This is a genomic window from Pseudomonas rhizophila (assembly GCF_003033885.1).
In the GTDB taxonomy this organism is placed as follows: Bacteria; Pseudomonadota; Gammaproteobacteria; order Pseudomonadales; family Pseudomonadaceae; genus Aquipseudomonas; species Aquipseudomonas rhizophila.
This window is the reverse complement of sequence record NZ_CP024081.1, coordinates 1,531,532-1,545,962: the sequence shown is the minus strand read 5'-3', so window position 1 is coordinate 1,545,962 and position 14,431 is coordinate 1,531,532. Positions and strand designations below refer to the sequence as shown.

General features: G+C 59.2%; 15 protein-coding genes. 2 read left to right on the top strand and 13 right to left on the bottom strand.

Features of this window, described 5'->3' with window-relative positions; genetic code table 11:
- Nucleotides 1-135 precede the first annotated feature (135 nt).
- The 3 genes from CRX69_RS07295 to CRX69_RS07285 form a co-directional block, all read right to left on the bottom strand.
- Complete coding sequence (locus tag CRX69_RS07295; protein WP_047229762.1) at nucleotides 136-894, bottom strand: alpha/beta hydrolase family protein; 759 nt, start codon at nucleotides 892-894, stop codon at nucleotides 136-138.
- Nucleotides 884-1,993 carry a DUF3182 family protein gene (locus tag CRX69_RS07290; protein ID WP_107321780.1) on the bottom strand — a complete coding sequence of 370 codons (1,110 nt, stop codon included), beginning with the start codon at nucleotides 1,991-1,993 and terminating at the stop codon, nucleotides 884-886. The genes CRX69_RS07295 and CRX69_RS07290 overlap by 11 nt, the downstream gene beginning before the upstream one ends.
- A 201-nt stretch (nucleotides 1,994-2,194) precedes the next feature.
- Nucleotides 2,195-3,187 (bottom strand): GlxA family transcriptional regulator, encoded by a 993-nt coding sequence (locus CRX69_RS07285; protein ID WP_107321779.1) that lies wholly within the window; start codon nucleotides 3,185-3,187, stop codon nucleotides 2,195-2,197.
- 96 nt (nucleotides 3,188-3,283) lie between these two features.
- Between CRX69_RS07285 and CRX69_RS07280 the strand changes: the two genes are divergently transcribed.
- On the top strand, nucleotides 3,284-3,838 hold the full coding sequence (locus CRX69_RS07280) for a cysteine hydrolase family protein (protein ID WP_107321778.1): 555 nt from the start codon (nucleotides 3,284-3,286) through the stop codon (nucleotides 3,836-3,838).
- Nucleotides 3,839-3,945: 107 nt separating this feature from the next.
- Here CRX69_RS07280 and CRX69_RS07275 read toward each other — a convergent pair whose 3' ends face one another.
- Complete coding sequence (locus CRX69_RS07275) at nucleotides 3,946-4,464, bottom strand: single-stranded DNA-binding protein (RefSeq protein ID WP_047229766.1); 519 nt, start codon at nucleotides 4,462-4,464, stop codon at nucleotides 3,946-3,948.
- A gap of 9 nt (nucleotides 4,465-4,473) precedes the next feature.
- Nucleotides 4,474-5,871, bottom strand: a complete 1,398-nt coding sequence (locus tag CRX69_RS07270; RefSeq protein ID WP_076383444.1) for an MFS transporter — start codon at nucleotides 5,869-5,871, stop codon at nucleotides 4,474-4,476.
- Nucleotides 5,872-6,050: 179 nt separating this feature from the next.
- Here CRX69_RS07270 and uvrA point away from each other — a divergent pair, with 179 nt between their 5' ends.
- Nucleotides 6,051-8,885 carry an excinuclease ABC subunit UvrA gene (uvrA, locus tag CRX69_RS07265; RefSeq protein WP_047229768.1) on the top strand — a complete coding sequence of 945 codons (2,835 nt, stop codon included), beginning with the start codon at nucleotides 6,051-6,053 and terminating at the stop codon, nucleotides 8,883-8,885.
- Between the two features lie 123 nt (nucleotides 8,886-9,008).
- Here uvrA and bfr read toward each other — a convergent pair whose 3' ends face one another.
- The 8 genes from bfr to rpmJ form a co-directional block, all read right to left on the bottom strand.
- Nucleotides 9,009-9,473: a bacterioferritin gene (bfr, locus tag CRX69_RS07260; protein ID WP_025215751.1), complete on the bottom strand. Its 465-nt coding sequence runs from the start codon at nucleotides 9,471-9,473 to the stop codon at nucleotides 9,009-9,011.
- A 157-nt stretch (nucleotides 9,474-9,630) separates the two neighbouring features.
- A complete protein-coding gene (locus tag CRX69_RS07255; RefSeq protein ID WP_076383443.1) occupies nucleotides 9,631-11,079 on the bottom strand; it encodes a catalase in 1,449 nt (482 codons plus the stop codon).
- Nucleotides 11,080-11,303: 224 nt separating this feature from the next.
- Nucleotides 11,304-11,690: a 50S ribosomal protein L17 gene (gene rplQ, locus CRX69_RS07250; RefSeq protein WP_003186009.1), complete on the bottom strand. Its 387-nt coding sequence runs from the start codon at nucleotides 11,688-11,690 to the stop codon at nucleotides 11,304-11,306.
- A gap of 42 nt (nucleotides 11,691-11,732) precedes the next feature.
- Nucleotides 11,733-12,734: a DNA-directed RNA polymerase subunit alpha gene (locus CRX69_RS07245; RefSeq protein ID WP_003186012.1), complete on the bottom strand. Its 1,002-nt coding sequence runs from the start codon at nucleotides 12,732-12,734 to the stop codon at nucleotides 11,733-11,735.
- 22 nt (nucleotides 12,735-12,756) lie between these two features.
- A complete protein-coding gene (rpsD, locus tag CRX69_RS07240) occupies nucleotides 12,757-13,377 on the bottom strand; it encodes a 30S ribosomal protein S4 (protein ID WP_003176404.1) in 621 nt (206 codons plus the stop codon).
- Nucleotides 13,378-13,395: 18 nt separating this feature from the next.
- A complete protein-coding gene (gene rpsK / locus CRX69_RS07235; protein WP_002555466.1) occupies nucleotides 13,396-13,785 on the bottom strand; it encodes a 30S ribosomal protein S11 in 390 nt (129 codons plus the stop codon).
- A 30-nt stretch (nucleotides 13,786-13,815) separates the two neighbouring features.
- Nucleotides 13,816-14,172: a 30S ribosomal protein S13 gene (rpsM, locus tag CRX69_RS07230; protein WP_047229770.1), complete on the bottom strand. Its 357-nt coding sequence runs from the start codon at nucleotides 14,170-14,172 to the stop codon at nucleotides 13,816-13,818.
- Nucleotides 14,173-14,302: 130 nt separating this feature from the next.
- Nucleotides 14,303-14,419 carry a 50S ribosomal protein L36 gene (gene rpmJ, locus CRX69_RS07225; protein ID WP_002555468.1) on the bottom strand — a complete coding sequence of 39 codons (117 nt, stop codon included), beginning with the start codon at nucleotides 14,417-14,419 and terminating at the stop codon, nucleotides 14,303-14,305.
- Between the last annotated feature and the right edge of the window lie 12 nt (nucleotides 14,420-14,431).

Below are 14,431 nucleotides of genomic sequence, written 5' to 3'. Positions count from 1 at the left end.
GTTGTCTGAGCGGGCCTCATCGCGAGCAGGCTCGCTCCCACAATTGATCTGCGGCGAACATAGGATTCCTGTCCACCAAAGATCTCCTGTGGGAGCGAGCCTGCTCGCGATAAGGCCCGCATGAACACAGCGCAATCACCGCGCCTGAATAATGCTCAACCGCTCACCCACTACCATCTCGGTGATCCAGTCCACCAGGATTGAGGTGTAGGCCTGTTGGGACACTGGGTCGCTCAAGGCATGGTCGGCGCCGTCGATGATCCGGTGCGTCAGCGAATGGGTCTGCTGGCACGCCGCTCGGTAGCTCATGATCGTCGCGTGGGGCACATGGTCGTCGGTCTCCGATTCCACCAGCAACACATCACCGGTGAACTGCGAGCACGCATGCAAGGCGCGATTGGTGTCGGCGTGCACCAGGGTACTGCGATAATCCAGCAGGTCAGTCTTGTCCAGGTCACGCTTGGGCGTGTGCCATTGCTCGTCGCGATACAGCGCCGGCACTCGCAAAGCCAGCCAGCGCACTGGCCGCAGCAACGTCAGGATCGCCGCCAGGTAACCGCCGTAGCTGGTGCCCACCACGGCGATCGCCGAGGTGTCCAAGGCTGGATGGGCGAGCAGCCGGTCATAGGCGGTGAGCAAATCCCGCAGGTTATCTTCCCGGGTTACTCGGGATAACGGAATGCCCGCCCCGCCGGTATGCCCGCGCAAGTCAAAGGTCAGACAGACGCAACCCAGGCCGGCAATGCCTTTGGCGCGCTCCAGGTCACGCTCCTGGCTACCGCCCCAACCGTGGACGAACAACACCCCTGGAACCTTGGATTTAGGGCTCAGAAAGGTGCCGTTCATGTATTCGTCGTCGATCTCGATCTGAATGGTTTCGCTTCTAGCCGTCATAGGAATGAACCGTTACGTATTTAAGAAGAAAGTCACCATTGTGCGCCGGGCCGCGATAGACCTCCCTGGCCCCAGGGGGCAGCGGCTGCTCAGTGTAGGTCTCCACCGAGGACACACGGACCGCGCTGGACGTAGGATCCTCAATGAACGCCTGCAACGCCGCGAGCTCAGCACTGCTGGCGCCGCCCATGCGCCATGACTGTTCCAGCACGCCACCGCGAGGCTGCCCGCTGACATCAATGCCCTGGGCGATGTCGTAATTGCGCCGCGAGGCAAAGAACCTTGGAAAGGCCTGATTGGCGGCATCGTCAAACACCTGCGCCAACCGCACCGCCTCACGTACATCGTCGGGCAGCTCAAGCTTGAGCAATTCAATATAACCGCCCTGCACCGCCAACAGGTCCGAGCCGCCGTAAACCTCCAGCCCTTCACTGTCCCGCGTCAGATGTTGCACACCGCAATAGCTCAAGACCTTGCCGTTGATGAAGCTCTGGCCGACGCTCTGGGTCTTGACCTGTTCGAGGTTCTGCTCAAGCACCACACCGTCGCGAAACAGCGCTTGAGCCTCGGGGCCGGCGGCGATTTCATCGAATTGCGCCAGACTCTTGATCACCCGCTGATCGCGTCCGGCACAGGCATGGATAGGCTTGAAGCGAATCGTTCCGGTGTACAGCAGGTGCTCAGCCGCCTGGCGCGCATCCTGGAGCGCAAACACAGTCACGCCATCGAGCACCGCACCCCGGGTCAACTTGGCAAACAGCGGTGACCAGCCCAAGGGCGCGACCGCGTGCCTGTTCAGCAGACCGTGGGTGATTGCCTTGGTGCAGATAAAATCATGCTCGACGTAACCGCCCCATAGATCCTCCGGCCCTTTGACGCCCAAGCGCAGGGCGGCTTCGGCACCTATGACGGTTTGCGTGGGCAGCAAGTACAGATCATGGCCAGCATGATGCTGTTGGTCATAACTGCCGCCGTATTCAAGGCCGAGAATCTGCGCCAGCCAACGGGCCAGCGCCCGATTGGTTTCGACCTCATGAAGCGGCGCGTGGGGGTTGATCGAATGGTCCACTACCAGTTTGTTGCGATTGACCGTCGTCATGCGGTGCCCTTTTAACTGCGCTCGATGGCTTTAGATAAAGGGGTGCAGAGATCAGGCCAACGGTGTTGCGAGCCAGGACGAGCAACGAAACGGGCGTCTGAGGGAGGATTGATAGCACCGGGCCTGTTTCATTCTGCACGACACCCTGAGGACATCCGGCAAATTGCACGACGACTGCGACGGTGGCGAAGAGATCGATGACTACTTTGGCGCATTCATCGGGCTGACCCCAAACCTCGCCCGATAATCACTGGGCGCCAACCCGGTAATTTTCTTGAACGTCGTGCGAAAAGCCCCCGGGTCCTGATAACCCACCGTCCAGGCAATGTGGTCGATGGTGCCATTGGTGAACTCCAGCATTTCCCGGGCCTTGCCGACGCGCAGGTGCTGGCAGTATTCGGTAGGTTTGAGCCCGGTGGCGGCGCGAAACCTGCGCAGGAAGGTGCGTTCCTCCAGCCCGGCCTGTTCGGCCATGGCGCCGAGGGAAACGTCCACTGCTCCGCTGCCTTGCAACCAGTGCTGGACCTTGAGAATGGCCGCGTCACCGTGTCCGAGGATGGGCGCGAAGTTACTGCCACATTGGCTGGCGCTGTCGCTGTGTTCGATCACCAGAAACTGCGCCGTGCGCGTGGCGATGCTGGGGCCGAGCAGGCGGTCCACCAGTCGTAGCCCCAGCTCTGACCAGGCCATCAGCCCGGCCGTGGTAATCAGGTCGCCATCGTCGACAATGGGTTTATCAGCGTCGAGCTTGATCTTCGGATAACGCGCGGCAAAGGTCTTGGCCGAGGTCCAGTGGGTCGTGGCGCTGCGCCCATCGAGCAGGCCGCTTTCGGCCAACAGAATCGAACCGACACACACCCCACCCAGCACCGTACCGTCGGCATGCCGCGCTCGCAACCAGGTCATCAGCGCCTGCGACACCAGCCCCTCACTGAAACCGGCGATGGACGGTGGAATCAGCAGCGCAACCAGTCTGCCCTGAGGACCGGCGAAACTCTCGAACACCCGGGTCGGCACTTCTCCCTCCTGCGCTCGCCAATGACTGACCCGCAGGCGCGGCAACTGAGAACTGGCTTGCTCGTCGGCAATCCGCTGCGCCACGGCGAACAGATCGGTCAAGCCATGCACCGCCGCCAGTTGCGCGCCGGGGTAGATGAGCACCCCGAGCTCAGCGACTGCCCTTTGCTGCGTCATTGTCAGTTTTCCCTCGCTTATTGTCGTTACGGCCCATTCTGAAACCGGTGGCATGAGCCAATACTGGCTTCAGACCCCACTGATCGAGGAAGCCTTATGTCCAAGCAAGCGCTCATCGTAGTCGATATCCAGAACGACTACTTCCCCCAGGGAAAATGGCCATTGGTCGGTGCCGAAGCGGCCGCCGATAACGCCGCCAGATTGATCGAAGCCTTTCGCCAGGCAGCGGATCAGGTGGTGCACATCCGTCACGAATTCACCTCCGATTCCGCACCGTTCTTCACCCCAGGCTCTGAAGGTGCGCAACTGCATCCCAAAGTGCTCAACCGCACCGACGAACCGGTGGTGCTCAAGCACTTCGTCAACTCGTTTCGCGAAACCCAATTGCAAGCCATCCTTGACCGCCACGACATTAAGCATCTGGTGATCGTCGGCAGCATGAGCCACATGTGCATCGACGGGGTCGCCCGAGCGGCGGCGGACATGGGCTATGAGGTCACGGTGATTCACGATGCTTGTGCCAGCCGCGATCTGGAATTCAATGGGCTCGTCGTCCCGGCGGCTCACGTACATGCGGCCTTCATGTCCGCCCTGGGATTTGCCTATGCGGATGTGGTGAGCACTGAACAGTTTTTGGCTGCCCGCCACTGAGTCATGCCCCAAGCGGCAAATCCAAGGCTAAAAAAAACCGCGCCTCGTAAACCGAAGCGCGGTTTTGTTTTTAGCTTGAAGCTCGCTGCCTGGAGCTTCCAGCGGCTTTAGAACGGAATATCGTCATCAAAGCTGTCGAAATCCGGAGCCGGTTGCGGCGCGGCCTGTTGCGGAGCCGCTGGACGTTCACGCTGTGGCTGAGGCGCCGACTGCGGGCGAGGTGCTTGCTGACGCGGAGCAGCCTGCTGATAGTTGTTGCCACCTTGCTGCTGGTCACCCTGTGGACGACCGCCCAGCAGTTGCATGGTGCCTTGCATGTCGACCACGATTTCGGTGGTGTAGCGCTTGATGCCGTCTTTTTCCCACTCGCGGGTCTGCAGCTTGCCTTCGATGTACACCTGCGAACCCTTGCGCAGGTATTCGCCGGCGATTTCGGCCACCTTGCCGAACATCGACACGCGGTGCCATTCGGTCTTCTCGACCTTCTGGCCGGTCTGCTTGTCGGTCCACTGTTCGCTGGTCGCCAGACTCAGGTTGGTCACAGCGTTGCCATTGGGCAGGTAGCGAACTTCGGGATCCTGGCCGCAAGTACCGACCAATATGACTTTGTTAACCCCACGGGCCATAACGTTCTCCTAGGCTTCGCACGTGGTCGGGGCCGGGTTGTTCACCAGGCGCTCGAGCGTCGCGCGATCCAATAATTCGGTGTCCAGTTTGATATAAACGGCCGCTTCGTCGGCGACCACCACTGCATCGGTTACTCCAACGACGGCCTTAAGGCGCTCGGTCAGGCCTGCTTCGCGGATGGCTTCGGGCGACAACGGCAAGCGCAGGCTCGTCACATACGGAGGTTCGCGCATGGTAACAGCAAAGACCAGCCAAAGTGCAGCCAGCGCGGCGCATCCCAGGAACACAACCGACAAACCGCCATGCTGGAACAACCAGCCGCCGAGGATCCCGCCCAACGCCGAACCGAGGAACTGGCTGGTGGAGTAAACCCCCATCGCCGTGCCCTTGCCACCCGCCGGTGAAACCTTGCTGATCAGCGACGGCAGCGACGCCTCCAGCAGATTGAACGCGGTGAAGAACACCACTGTGCCGATCACCAGGGCCCGCAGGCTGTCGCCGAACTGCCAGAAGAATAGCTCAGTGAGCATCAGCGTCACGACGGCGCCGAGCAAAACTCGTTTCATTTTGCGTCGCTTCTCGCCGTAGATGATGAAGGGAATCATGGCGAAAAACGAAATCAGCAGCGCAGTCAGGTAAACCCACCAGTGCTGCTCCTTGGGCAGGCCGGCCTTCTCCACCAGCGCCAGCGGCAAGGCAACGAAGCTGGACATCAACATGGCGTGGAGCACGAAGATGCCCAGGTCCAGACGCAGCAGGTCCGGGTGCTTGAGCGTCGGCATCAGCGCCTGGCGAGCCACCCCTGATTCGCGGTGCTGCAACGGCCCGGTGGAGCGCGGCACCATGAACGCCACGATCAGGATGCCCACCAGCGCCATGCCCCCCGTGACCAGAAACAGCCCCGACAAGCCAAAGGCGCGGGTCAGCAACGGCCCGACGACCATGGCGACGGCGAACGACAGACCGATCGTCATGCCGATCATGGCCATGGCCTTGGTCCGATGCTGTTCGCGGGTCAGGTCCGACAGCAAAGCCATGACGGCTGCGGAAATCGCCCCGGCGCCTTGCAGGATGCGTCCGGCGATCACGCCCCAGATCGAATCGGCATTGGCCGCCAGCACACTGCCCAGGGCGAAGACAATCAAGCCCAGGTAGATGACGGGACGCCGGCCTATGCGGTCGGAAATGACCCCGAACGGGATCTGGAAAATCGCCTGGGTCAGGCCGTACGCGCCAATCGCCAACCCGATGAGGGCCGGGGTCGCGCCTGCCAGATCCATCCCATAGGTCGCCAGCACCGGCAACACCATGAACATGCCCAGCATACGGAAGGCGAACACAAGAGCCAGACCGCTTGCTGCGCGTGTCTCGCCGCTGCTCATGCGTTCGCTGTGGGGATCGTGCATGGAAAAACCTCGTGTGAACCGGCGGCGATTCTACCAGTCCCATCGATTGAGGGGGTATATCGCGACCGTTTGCCGCGCAGTCTTCATGTATGACTGCAAACTCACTTTCAATAGTGTGCATCCATCCAGTATTTGCCCGTATACTCCTACGTTTTCGACGCCCGCCGAGCGAGGCCACTTTGGACAAGATCCTGATTCGTGGGGCCCGTACCCACAACCTGAAGAACATCGACCTGACCCTGCCACGGGACAAGCTGATCGTCATCACCGGCCTGTCCGGATCCGGCAAATCATCCCTGGCCTTCGACACCCTGTACGCTGAAGGCCAGCGGCGCTATGTCGAATCGCTGTCGGCCTACGCCCGGCAGTTCCTGTCGATGATGGAAAAACCCGACGTCGACACCATCGAAGGCCTGTCGCCGGCGATTTCCATCGAACAGAAATCGACTTCCCACAACCCACGCTCAACCGTCGGCACCATCACCGAGATCTACGATTACCTGCGTTTGCTGTATGCGCGGGTCGGTATTCCGCGGTGTCCCGACCACGACATCCCGCTGGAAGCCCAGACCGTCAGCCAGATGGTCGACCTGGTGCTGGCCCAGCCCGAAGGCAGCAAGTTGATGCTGCTGGCGCCGGTCATCCGCGAGCGAAAGGGCGAGCACCTGATGGTCTTCGAAGAACTGCGCGCCCAAGGCTTCGTTCGGGCACGGGTCAACGGCAAGCTGTGCGAGCTGGACGAACTGCCGAAGCTGGATAAACAGAAAAAGCATTCGATCGATGTGGTGGTCGACCGCTTCAAGGTCCGGGCCGACCTGCAACAGCGTCTGGCCGAATCCTTCGAGACCGCGCTGAAGCTGGCCGACGGCATCGCCCTGGTAGCGCCGATGGACGACGAGCCCGGCGAGGAAATCATCTTCTCGGCGCGCTTCGCCTGCCCGATCTGCGGCCACGCCATCAGCGAGCTGGAACCCAAGCTGTTCTCCTTCAACAACCCGGCCGGCGCGTGCCCGACCTGCGATGGCCTGGGGGTCAAGCAGTTCTTCGACACCAAGCGCCTGGTCAATGGCGAACTGACCCTGGCCGAGGGCGCGATTCGCGGCTGGGACCGGCGTAACGTCTACTACTTCCAGATGCTCGGGTCGCTGGCGGCCCACTACAAGTTCAGCCTGGACAAACCCTTCAATGAACTGCCCGCCGACCAGCAGAAATTCATCCTGCACGGCAGCGGCTCACAAAGTGTCGACTTCAAATACCTGAACGACCGTGGCGATATCGTCAAACGCTCCCACCCGTTCGAAGGTATCGTGCCGAACCTGGAGCGGCGTTATCGCGAGACCGAATCGGCCAGCGTGCGCGAAGAACTGGCCAAGTTCCTCAGCACCCAGCCCTGCCCCGATTGCCGCGGTACCCGCTTGCGTCGGGAGGCGCGACATGTGTGGGTCGGCGAGAAAACCCTGCCGGCGGTGACCAACCTGCCGATTGGGGACGCCACCGACTACTTCGGCGGCTTGAAGCTCACCGGCCGCCGGGGCGAAATTGCCGACAAGATCCTCAAGGAAATCCGCGAGCGCCTGCAATTTCTGGTGAACGTTGGCCTGGACTACCTGACCCTCGATCGCAGCGCAGATACCTTGTCCGGCGGCGAAGCCCAGCGTATTCGCCTGGCCAGCCAGATCGGTGCCGGCCTGGTGGGGGTGATGTACATCCTCGACGAACCGTCCATTGGCCTGCACCAGCGGGACAACGATCGACTGCTCGGGACGCTCAAGCACCTGCGGGACATCGGCAACACGGTGATCGTGGTCGAACACGACGAGGATGCGATCCGCCTGGCGGATTACGTCGTGGACATCGGTCCGGGTGCGGGGGTGCATGGCGGGCATATCGTTGCCCAAGGCACAGCCGCCGAAGTCATGGCGCATCCCGACTCCCTGACCGGCAAATACCTGTCGGGCCGGGTGAAGATCAAGGTGCCGGCCAAGCGTACGCCGCGCAACAAGAAGCTGTCGCTGAGCCTCAAGGGCGCCCGTGGCAACAACCTGCGCAACGTTGACCTGGACATCCCGATTGGGCTGCTGACTTGCGTGACCGGTGTGTCCGGCTCCGGCAAATCGACGCTGATCAACAACACCCTGTTCCCCCTCAGCGCTACGGCCCTGAACGGCGCCACGACCCTGGAGGCCGCCGCCCACGACAGCATCAAGGGCCTGGAGCATCTGGACAAGGTCGTCGACATCGACCAGAGCCCCATCGGTCGCACACCGCGCTCCAACCCGGCGACTTATACCGGGCTGTTCACGCCGATTCGCGAGCTGTTCGCCGGCGTGCCGGAGTCCCGTTCACGCGGCTATGGCCCAGGGCGTTTCTCGTTCAACGTCAAGGGCGGGCGCTGCGAAGCCTGCCAGGGCGACGGCCTGATCAAGGTCGAGATGCACTTCTTGCCGGACATCTATGTGCCGTGCGACGTGTGCAAGAGCAAGCGCTACAACCGCGAAACCCTGGAGATCAAGTACAAGGGCAAGAATATCCACGAAACCCTCGAGATGACCATCGAAGAGGCCAGGGTGTTCTTCGACGCGGTGCCGGCCCTGGCGCGCAAGCTCCAGACGCTGATGGATGTGGGGCTGTCGTACATCAAGCTTGGGCAATCGGCAACCACGTTGTCCGGCGGCGAGGCCCAGCGGGTCAAGCTGTCTCGCGAGCTGTCCAAGCGTGATACCGGCAAGACCCTGTACATCCTCGACGAGCCGACCACGGGCTTGCACTTCGCTGATATCCAGCAATTGCTCGACGTCCTGCATCGCCTTCGCGACCATGGCAACACCGTGGTGGTAATTGAGCACAACCTCGATGTGATCAAGACGGCGGACTGGCTGGTGGACTTGGGGCCGGAAGGCGGCTCCAAGGGTGGTCAGATCATCGCGGTGGGTACCCCCGAGGAAGTGGCCGAGATGAAGCAGTCGTACACTGGCTACTACCTCAAGCCGTTGCTGGAGCGTGACCGGGACTGATTTTTCCCCGGCCACGAAAAAGCCCCTGTCATCTCATCAATGACAGGGGCTTTTTTGTTTGATCGTTCCTACGCTCCGCGTGGGAATGCAGCTTGGGACGCTCTGCGTTCCCTTTCCCTGCAATCAGAACTGCGACTGCAGGTAATTTTCCAGGCCTATCAACTTGATCAGGCCCAGCTGCTTCTCGAGCCAGTAGGTATGGTCTTCTTCGGTGTCGTTGAGCTGGATGCGCAGGATCTCGCGGGTCACGTAATCGTTGTGCTGTTCGCAGAGCTCAATGCCCTTGCACAGCGCGGCACGGACTTTGTATTCCAGGCGCAGGTCGGCCGCGAGCATGTCTGGCACCGTGGTGCCGATGTCCAGATCATCCGGGCGCATGCGTGGCGTACCTTCGAGCATCAGGATCCGGCGCATCAACGCATCGGCGTGCTGGGCCTCTTCTTCCATCTCATGGTTGATACGTTCGTAGAGCTCGGTAAAACCCCAGTCCTCGTACATCCGCGAGTGGATGAAATATTGATCACGGGCTGCCAGTTCGCCTGTCAGCAGCGTGTTGAGGTAATCGATTACGTCTGGGTGACCTTGCATCGCCCTACATCTCCACAAGCTTTGAAGGCTCTAGTTTGAACCAAGCTGACCGCAAGGTCACTCGCCTATCGCGATAAAAGCGAAGAAAATCCGAGAAAAGCCGGTTAAATAACGCAAAAACCGCCCAATTGAGGGCGGTTCTGCTTCTCGTTTAGACTTAGTTAAGCTGTACGCCCAACGCTTTCGCGATGCCTTCACCGTAAGCGACATCCGCTTTGAAGAAGTGCTGCAACTGACGATCGACGACATCCGCCGATACACCGGCCATCGCACCCGCGATGTTGCTGATCAGCAGCGCTTTCTGGGCATCATTCATCAAGCGGAACAGCGCACCGGCGTGACTGTAGTAGTCGGTATCTTCGCGGTGATCGTAACGGTCTGCCGAACCACCGAGCGCCAGGGCCGGTTCAGCATAACGCGGAGCCTGCTTGGGGGCCTCGACGTAGCTGTTGGGCTCGTAGTTCGGTGCTGCACCGCCATTGCTGCCGAACGCCATGGCTCCGTCGCGCTGGTAAGTGTTGACCGGGCTGCGCGGAGCGTTGACTGGCAATTGCTGGTGATTGGTACCCACACGGTAGCGGTGTGCATCAGCGTAGGCGAACACACGACCTTGCAGCATGCGGTCTGGCGAAAGGCCAACCCCTGGAACCATATTGCTCGGCCCGAACGCCGCCTGCTCAACTTCAGCGAAGTAGTTCAGCGGGTTACGGTTGAGTTCCAACTCGCCGACCTCGATCAACGGAAACTCCTTCTGCGACCAGGTCTTGGTCACGTCGAACGGGTTCTCGTAATGGGCCGCCGCTTGGGCCTCGGTCATGATCTGGATGCAGACGCTCCACTTCGGGAAATCGCCACGCTCGATCGCATTGAACAGATCACGCTGAGCGTAATCCGGGTCGGTGCCCGCCAGGCGTGCAGCTTCAGCCGGCGTCAGGTTCTTGATCCCTTGCTTGGTCTTGTAGTGCCATTTCACCCAGTGACGCTCACCCTCGGCGCTGATCAGACTATAGGTGTGGCTGCCGAAGCCGTGCATGTGACGGTAGCCATCGGGAATGCCACGATCAGAGAACAGAATGGTGACCTGGTGCAAAGCCTCGGGCGAATGCGACCAGAAATCCCACATCATTTGGGCACTTTTCAGATTGCTTTGGGGCAGGCGCTTCTGCGTATGGATGAAGTCGGGGAATTTCAGCGGATCGCGGATGAAGAACACAGGGGTGTTATTACCCACGATGTCCCAGTTCCCTTCCTCGGTGTAGAACTTCAGGGCGAAACCGCGTGGATCGCGCTCAGTATCGGCAGAGCCACGCTCGCCACCCACGGTGGAAAAACGCAGGAACGTCGGGGTCTGTTTGCCGACCGACTCAAACAGCTTGGCGCTGGTGTACTGGGTAATATCCCGGGTTACGGTAAATGTGCCGTAAGCGCCCGATCCCTTAGCGTGTACACGGCGCTCGGGAATGTTCTCGCGATTGAAGTGAGCGAGCTTCTCGATAAGGTGGAAGTCGTCGAGCAACAGCGGGCCACGCGGGCCAGCGGAGCGAGAGTTCTGGTTATCGGCGACAGGAGCGCCGCTGGCGGTCGTAAGCGTTTTGGTCTGGCTCATGCTCAATCTTCCTAGGTCGGTCTTCAAACTGCCGGCTAATCGGCTGGAAAGGAGTATTGATCATGTTAATGACAGTATCCAAATTCATTAAATCATGGACATCGATAGTCATTATCTAATGCTGTCGCATTGCCAAGCGCAAGCCAGCCAACAGAAGTGACTGCCACTTTTTGACCGGGCACAAAAAACCGGGCACAAGGCCCGGTTTTTTGTATGTTGCCGACTTACTCAGCGGATACAGCTTCACCGCTGGTAGCACGATCAACCAACTCGACGTACGCCATAGGCGCGTTGTCGCCAGCGCGGAAACCGCACTTGAGGATGCGCAGGTAGCCACCCTCACGGGTAGCGTAACGCTTGCCCAGGTCGTTGAAGAGCTTACCAACGATAGCTTTCGAACGAGTACGGTCGAAAGCCAGACGGCGGTTAGCCAAGCTATCTGTCTTGGCCAAAGTGATCAGCGGCTCAGCAACGCGGCGCAGTTCTTTGGCTTTCGGCAGTGTAGTTTTGATCAGCTCGTGCTCGAACAGCGACACCGCCATGTTTTGGAACATGGCCTTGCGGTGCGAGCTGGTGCGGCTCAGGTGACGACCACTTTTACGATGACGCATGGTTCATTCCTTACCAAACACAACGTTCGGTGATTACGACGATCAGGCAGTCGCCTTGTCGTCCTTCTTAAGACTTGCAGGCGGCCAGTTGTCGAGGCGCATGCCGAGGGACAGACCGCGGGAGGCCAGAACGTCCTTGATTTCAGTCAAGGATTTCTTGCCAAGGTTCGGAGTCTTCAACAGCTCTACTTCGGTGCGCTGAATCAGGTCGCCGATGTAGTAGATGTTTTCCGCCTTAAGGCAGTTAGCCGAACGTACAGTCAGTTCCAGATCGTCAACCGGGCGAAGCAGGATCGGATCGATCTCGTCTTCCTGCTCGACAACCACTGGCTCACTGTCACCCTTGAGGTCGACGAACGCAGCCAACTGCTGTTGCAGGATGGTTGCAGCGCGGCGAATGGCCTCTTCAGGATCCAGGGTACCGTTGGTTTCCAGATCAATAACCAGCTTGTCCAGGTTGGTACGCTGTTCGACACGGGCGTTTTCCACCACGTATGCGATACGGCGAACCGGGCTGAACGAAGAGTCGAGCTGCAAGCGACCGATGCTGCGGCTTTCGTCTTCATCGCTCTGACGCGAGTCTGCCGGTTCATAACCACGACCACGAGCTACGGTGAGCTTCATGTTCAGGGCGCCGTTAGACGCCAGGTTAGCGATTACGTGATCGGGGTTAACGATCTCGACATCATGATCCAGCTGAATATCGGCAGCGGTAACCACCCCCGAACCCTTCTTCGACAAGGTCAGCGTAACTTCGTCACGACCGTGCAGCTTGATAGCCAGACCTTTAAGGTTCAACAGGATTTCAATTACATCTTCCTGTACACCTTCGATGGCGCTGTACTCATGGAGCACACCGTCAATCTCGGCCTCGACTACTGCACAGCCGGGCATTGAGGACAACAGGATGCGGCGCAGCGCGTTGCCCAGGGTGTGGCCGAAACCACGCTCGAGAGGCTCGAGTGTGATCTTGGCGCGGGTTGGACTGACAACCTGCACATCAATATGGCGGGGTGTCAGGAACTCATTTACCGAAATCTGCATGGATGCACCTATTTTCTAGCCCTTACTTGGAGTAGAGCTCGACAATCAGGCTTTCGTTGATGTCGGCGGACAGATCACTGCGAGCAGGAACGTTCTTGAAAACGCCCGACTTCTTCTCAGTGTCTACTTCTACCCATTCTACGCGGCCACGTTGGGCACACAGATCGAGAGCTTGGACAATGCGAAGTTGGTTCTTTGCTTTCTCGCGAACAGCAACCACGTCACCAGCACGAACCTGGTAGGACGGAACGTTTACGGTCTGACCGTTAACGCTGATCGACTTGTGCGATACCAGCTGACGGGATTCGGCACGAGTAGAACCGAAACCCATACGGTATACAACGTTGTCCAGACGGCATTCGAGCAGTTGCAACAGGTTTTCGCCGGTTGCGCCCTTCTTGCCAGCTGCTTCTTTGTAGTAGCCGCTGAATTGACGCTCGAGAACGCCGTAGATACGACGGACCTTCTGCTTTTCACGCAGTTGGGTGCCGTAATCGGACTGGCGACCGCGGCGTTGGCCGTGGATACCAGGTGCTGCTTCAATGTTGCACTTCGATTCGATCGCGCGCACGCCGCTCTTCAGAAAGAGATCGGTGCCTTCGCGACGAGCGAGTTTGCATTTTGGACCAATGTAACGAGCCATTCTTTACAATCTCCTGGATTACACGCGGCGCTTCTTCGGCGGACGGCACCCGTTGTGCGGGATTGGCGTCACGTCGGTGATGCTGGCGATCTTGTAGCCACAGCCGTTCAAAGCGCGGACTGCGGATTCACGACCCGGACCTGGACCCTTGACGTTAACGTCGAGGTTTTTCAGACCGTATTCCAGCGCAGCTTGACCAGCACGCTCAGCAGCTACTTGAGCAGCGAACGGGGTGGACTTGCGGGAACCGCGGAAACCCGAACCACCGGAGGTTGCCCAGGAAAGAGCGTTACCTTGACGGTCGGTAATGGTCACGATGGTGTTGTTAAAAGAAGCATGGATGTGGGCGATGCCATCAACCACTGTCTTTTTAACTTTTTTACGAGGACGAGCAGCAGGTTTTGCCATGATTAAATTCCTGTCGATTCGCTGGGGCGATTACTTGCGGATCGGCTTACGCGGACCTTTACGGGTACGCGCGTTGGTCTTGGTACGCTGACCGCGTACTGGAAGACCACGACGATGACGCAGACCGCGATAGCAACCGAGGTCCATCAAGCGCTTGATTTTCATGTTGATTTCGCGACGCAGGTCACCTTCAGTGGTGAACTTCGCCACTTCGCCACGCAGCTGTTCAATCTGCTCGTCGCTCAGATCTTTGATCTTTGCCGCTGGGTTTACCCCAGACACTGCACAAATTTTCTGTGCAGTAGTGCGACCAACACCATAGATGTAGGTCAGCGAGATAACAGTATGCTTGTTATCTGGAATGTTAACGCCTGCAATACGGGCCATTCAGTGGGACTCCAATTGACAGCTACCTACGCCCCGGAAGCCAAGAAATAGGGCGCGAGATAATATCGCTGTAATAACAAATAATCAACCCGGCAGCGCACTAGCTGCCGGGCTTAAAGCACAATCACACTCAGCCTTGGCGCTGTTTGTGACGCGGTTCCGCGCTGCAAATTACCCGAACAACGCCTTCGCGGCGAATAATCTTGCAGTTACGGCACAGCTTTTTCACCGATGCACGAACTTTCATCACCAACTCCTC

Coding starts and splice junctions, on each gene's coding strand:
- rpsM (WP_047229770.1), bottom strand. CDS start 14,172: ATGGCCCGTATTGCAGGCGTTAACATTCCAGATAACAAGCATACTGTT.
- CRX69_RS07295 (WP_047229762.1), bottom strand. CDS start 894: ATGACGGCTAGAAGCGAAACCATTCAGATCGAGATCGACGACGAATAC.
- CRX69_RS07280 (WP_107321778.1), top strand. CDS start 3,284: ATGTCCAAGCAAGCGCTCATCGTAGTCGATATCCAGAACGACTACTTC.
- CRX69_RS07245 (WP_003186012.1), bottom strand. CDS start 12,734: ATGCAGATTTCGGTAAATGAGTTCCTGACACCCCGCCATATTGATGTG.
- bfr (WP_025215751.1), bottom strand. CDS start 9,473: ATGCAAGGTCACCCAGACGTAATCGATTACCTCAACACGCTGCTGACA.
- rpsD (WP_003176404.1), bottom strand. CDS start 13,377: ATGGCTCGTTACATTGGTCCAAAATGCAAACTCGCTCGTCGCGAAGGC.
- CRX69_RS07285 (WP_107321779.1), bottom strand. CDS start 3,187: ATGACGCAGCAAAGGGCAGTCGCTGAGCTCGGGGTGCTCATCTACCCC.
- rpsK (WP_002555466.1), bottom strand. CDS start 13,785: ATGGCAAAACCTGCTGCTCGTCCTCGTAAAAAAGTTAAAAAGACAGTG.
- CRX69_RS07290 (WP_107321780.1), bottom strand. CDS start 1,993: ATGACGACGGTCAATCGCAACAAACTGGTAGTGGACCATTCGATCAAC.
- rplQ (WP_003186009.1), bottom strand. CDS start 11,690: ATGCGTCATCGTAAAAGTGGTCGTCACCTGAGCCGCACCAGCTCGCAC.
- CRX69_RS07270 (WP_076383444.1), bottom strand. CDS start 5,871: ATGCACGATCCCCACAGCGAACGCATGAGCAGCGGCGAGACACGCGCA.
- CRX69_RS07275 (WP_047229766.1), bottom strand. CDS start 4,464: ATGGCCCGTGGGGTTAACAAAGTCATATTGGTCGGTACTTGCGGCCAG.
- CRX69_RS07255 (WP_076383443.1), bottom strand. CDS start 11,079: ATGAGCCAGACCAAAACGCTTACGACCGCCAGCGGCGCTCCTGTCGCC.
- rpmJ (WP_002555468.1), bottom strand. CDS start 14,419: ATGAAAGTTCGTGCATCGGTGAAAAAGCTGTGCCGTAACTGCAAGATT.